Raw genomic sequence first — 3,883 nt, forward strand, 5'->3', positions numbered from 1 at the left:
GTATACTAACCAACATGGTCAATAGCGATGAAATTGCTATACTCCAAGCGACGGGAGTACCAATGGACAGTAAGCATATGAAGCTTAGCACTAAAACGATAATTGGTAAATGCTCCATCATGAGTTCATATGTTTTAAGTCAGAAATTTTGTAGTACATAATCAATAAGCCGCTAATAGGAATAATGAGATAAACGACAGCCAAGGGCAATTGTAATGCTGGCGATTGTTGCCCTAAAACATAAGAGATATACACTAGCCTTGAACCACCTATTACAAAAGCGAATAAAACAAATAGGATAATCAATATGGTAACGATTATCTTTAATTTTTTCTGTGTCCCTTTACTTTGCCTAAGAGGTAGAATATCTATGGCTACGTGTAAATTTCTACCAGAAACATAAGCAGCTCCCAATACTCCTATCCAGATCATTAGAAAACGCGCTAGCTCATCTGTAAATGAACTAGGGTTGCCAGTAACGTATCTTGTAAAAACTTGCCAAAGTACATTGATGACCATGACGGACATAATTAGTACCAGCGTCTTGCCTAAAACGGAATCTATTTTATTTCGCATAGTAAACTATTTGGTTTCTTGAATTTGTTTGATAAGCGGGTATATATCTTTATCATCTTTATAGCTTTCGAAAATACCTGCTACTTTTTCTGCAAAAAGAGATTTATCTGGTCGTGTAATTTCAACGCCTGCTTTTTGGACTTCTCGCAAGGCTTCAGCCTCTGCTTCCGCCCAAAGAATACGTTGATATTTCACCGATTCTTTTACCGATTCGTTCAACCATTTTTTCTCTTGTTCATTTAATTTATCATAAACATATGTCCCTATCAATAAAACATCTGGCAACACGGTATGTTCATCTAAAGAATAATATTTACAAACTTCATAATGTCTAGAGAGGTAAAAACTTGGCGGATTATTCTCAGCACCGTCAACCACTCCTTGTTGTAACGATGTATATAACTCGCCCCATGAAATCGGCGTTGGTGAACCGCCTAATGCCTTTACCATATTTACGGCGGTAGCACTTTCCATTACACGTATTTTTTCACCTACTAAATCTTCAGGTTTTTCAATTGGTTTGTTCATAGTGTAGAAACTTCTACTACCTGCATCGTAATACCCTAAACCTTTTAACCAATATTTCTCTCCATCATTCAATAACATTTCACCTACCGGACCGTCAAGAACATTAAACGAATGTTGACGATCCCTAAAAAGAAAAGGGAGTCCTAAAACTTTCATCTTAGGTGCAAAATTTTCTAAAACGCCTACGGAAACCTTAGTCATATCCAAACTACCAATTTGCAGTAGCTCTAGGCATTCTCTCTCTGTACCCAATTGCTGACTTGGGTAAATTTCAAGTTTTAATTTACCGCCAGATCGTTCTAACAAATCTTCGCTCATTTTAACCATTGCCTTATGCACAGAATGACTAACATCCAGACCATGACCCAAACGCAATGTTTTTACATTAGTCTGTATTTCGCAACCCACAAAGGGTATTACCAGAAAAAAGAGCAATAGTATTTTTATACTTTTCATAGAAATATTTTAATTGGATAAGAATAGACCCTTACTTTTTATTAAAATTTGAAATACTCTTTGGCATTGTTATAACTGATATCTTGTATTATTTTACCCACCAATTCAAAATCTTGAGGTAACTCTCCTCTCTGCATCTCTTGTCCAAATAGATTACAAACTATTCTTCTAAAATACTCATGCCTAGGGAAGGAAAGAAAAGATCTAGAATCTGTCAGCATCCCTATAAAACAGCTAATTAAACTCATATTGGACAATGCATTTAGCTGCCTGGTCATTCCATCTTTTTGATCCATGAACCACCAACCGGAACCAAACTGCATTTTACCTTTTACTTTACCATCATTATAGTTACCGATCATAGTAGCTAAAACTTCATTATCTGACGGATTTAGATTATATAAAATAGTTTTGGTAAGCTTATCTTTTGAATCTAAAGCATTTAAAAAACCTGAAAGTGTTCTTGCCTGAGAATAATCGCCTATTGAATCCCAACCAGTATCCGGACCAAGAATACGGTTCATTCTTGCATTATTATTCCGTAGTGCCCCTAAGTGAAATTGCTGTATCCATCCGCGAGAATGGTATTGCTCACACAGAAACAATAATATAGCGGTTTGAAATTTTTCGTCTTCCTCTAAAGTTAATTGCTTTCTTTCAATTCTCTTTTGAAAAATGTTTTCAATCTCCGCATCTGTAAATGTTCTGAACGGCACATAGCTTAAACCGTGATCAGAGAGCGTACATCCATTTTCTTCAAAGTAATCTAAACGCAATAAAAGCGCATCGCACAAAGATTTATACGAATTGATGGTCACCTTACTAGCTACCGATAGCTTTTCTACATATTCAAGATAAGATTCATTAGAAATAACAATAGCCTTATCAGGTCTAAAGGCAGTACTCACCTTTACATTGAAATTACTATTCTTCAGTTTTACATGATTATCTAAACTATCAATAGGATCTTCTGTAGTACAAATAACCTCTACATTCATTTTCTGAATAAGACTTTGACAACTGTAATCTGGTGTTTGTAGCTTAGCGGTAGCATCGTCATAAATATCATTAGCTGTTTTTTCATTTAACAACAGATCAATATCAAAATAACGTTTAAGTTCTAAATGCGTCCAATGATATAAAGGGTTTCTTAAAGTATACGGAACAGCTTTAGCCCATTGAAGAAACTTCTCTTTATCTGTAGCATTACCGGTAATATACTTTTCATCTATACCAAAAGTTCTCATAGCGCGCCATTTATAATGGTCACCATCGTTCCAAATTTTAGTTAGGTTCTCAAATTGCCTATTATTTGCAATTTCATATGGTGGCAAATGACAATGGTAGTCTATGATCGGCATTTGTGATGCGTAGTCATGAAATAACCTTTGCGAAAATTTATTTTCTAAAAGAAAATTATCTGTAATGAACGTACTATTATTTAAAGTGGAATTACTCATTATTATTTTTAATAAGGTTACATCTTGTTTGTGAAACACGAGTAACGATGTTATTTATAAATAGATTGAAAAACTTTTAAATACATTAACAAGTGAAATTTCTTTAAATCTTCTGTCTTTATGTATTAGCGCAATTTTTGTGCTGTTTGCAAAATCAACAGGCACAAAAAGTGCAACAAAATTTAATGCAATCGATTACACAAATATATCTTATTTTAGATATTTAGCAAGTATACAGACCATAAAATATCAAAAAACATATATTAAGGTATAATATTTGACTGATTAGCAACAACTAAATGAATCATATTAAATTATATATAATTTTTAGACACATATATGCTTATATTTTTAATTGGAGGAATAAAATTGTCTTAAAATTCTTTCAACATCAGAAAAAAGGGGTCAAAACACCTCTATTTCGTTAAATTGTTCATAAATACTATTATCTAATAGCCTCATAACTATATACAATTGACAAAGAATTGCGTAATTTGAATATTATGTTAACTTTGAAAAAAAAGAAGCAAATGGAGTTACTTGAAAAAGCTCAGGAATTTATAGGTCGAAAAATGAGTAATATGTCTACTAGTGACCGAGTAGAGGCGTCGAGAGAGGCAAAAGCACTTATTTTAAGCATTAACGAAATATACAAGGAAACAAAAGATTCTAACTTAATGGATGTAATGAAAGAAGTTACAGTCAAAAAGAAGAAGATTGAAAAAAGATTAAACGGAGTACCCCTAGTATAAGCTTGAATAATTTACAGACTTATTATAATTTCTTTTAAGAGTTTAATTGAAATAAAAAAATCCCTTGATTCAATCAAGGGATTTTTTTATTTCAATACTATCGTATCAGTT

General features: G+C 33.0%; 4 protein-coding genes. 1 reads left to right on the forward strand and 3 read right to left on the reverse strand.

Annotated features, from left to right (window positions below; translation table 11 throughout):
* Positions 1-117 precede the first annotated feature (117 nt).
* The 3 genes from ABJI11_RS04360 to uxaC are packed head-to-tail and all read right to left on the reverse strand — an operon-like array spanning position 118 to position 3,020.
* Positions 118-576 carry a TRAP transporter small permease gene (locus ABJI11_RS04360; protein ID WP_348349763.1) on the reverse strand — a complete coding sequence of 153 codons (459 nt, stop codon included), beginning with the start codon at positions 574-576 and terminating at the stop codon, positions 118-120.
* Between the two features lie 6 nt (positions 577-582).
* Positions 583-1,560 (reverse strand): TRAP transporter substrate-binding protein, encoded by a 978-nt coding sequence (locus ABJI11_RS04365; protein WP_348349765.1) that lies wholly within the window; start codon positions 1,558-1,560, stop codon positions 583-585.
* Positions 1,561-1,601: 41 nt separating this feature from the next.
* Positions 1,602-3,020: a glucuronate isomerase gene (gene uxaC, locus ABJI11_RS04370; RefSeq protein WP_348349767.1), complete on the reverse strand. Its 1,419-nt coding sequence runs from the start codon at positions 3,018-3,020 to the stop codon at positions 1,602-1,604.
* 530 nt (positions 3,021-3,550) lie between these two features.
* Between uxaC and ABJI11_RS04375 the strand changes: the two genes are divergently transcribed.
* Positions 3,551-3,772 carry a hypothetical protein gene (locus tag ABJI11_RS04375; RefSeq protein ID WP_036157855.1) on the forward strand — a complete coding sequence of 74 codons (222 nt, stop codon included), beginning with the start codon at positions 3,551-3,553 and terminating at the stop codon, positions 3,770-3,772.
* The last annotated feature ends 111 nt before the right edge of the window (positions 3,773-3,883 follow it).

Origin of the sequence: Maribacter sp. (assembly GCF_039968975.1) — a bacterium.
Taxonomy (GTDB): domain Bacteria; phylum Bacteroidota; class Bacteroidia; order Flavobacteriales; family Flavobacteriaceae; genus Maribacter.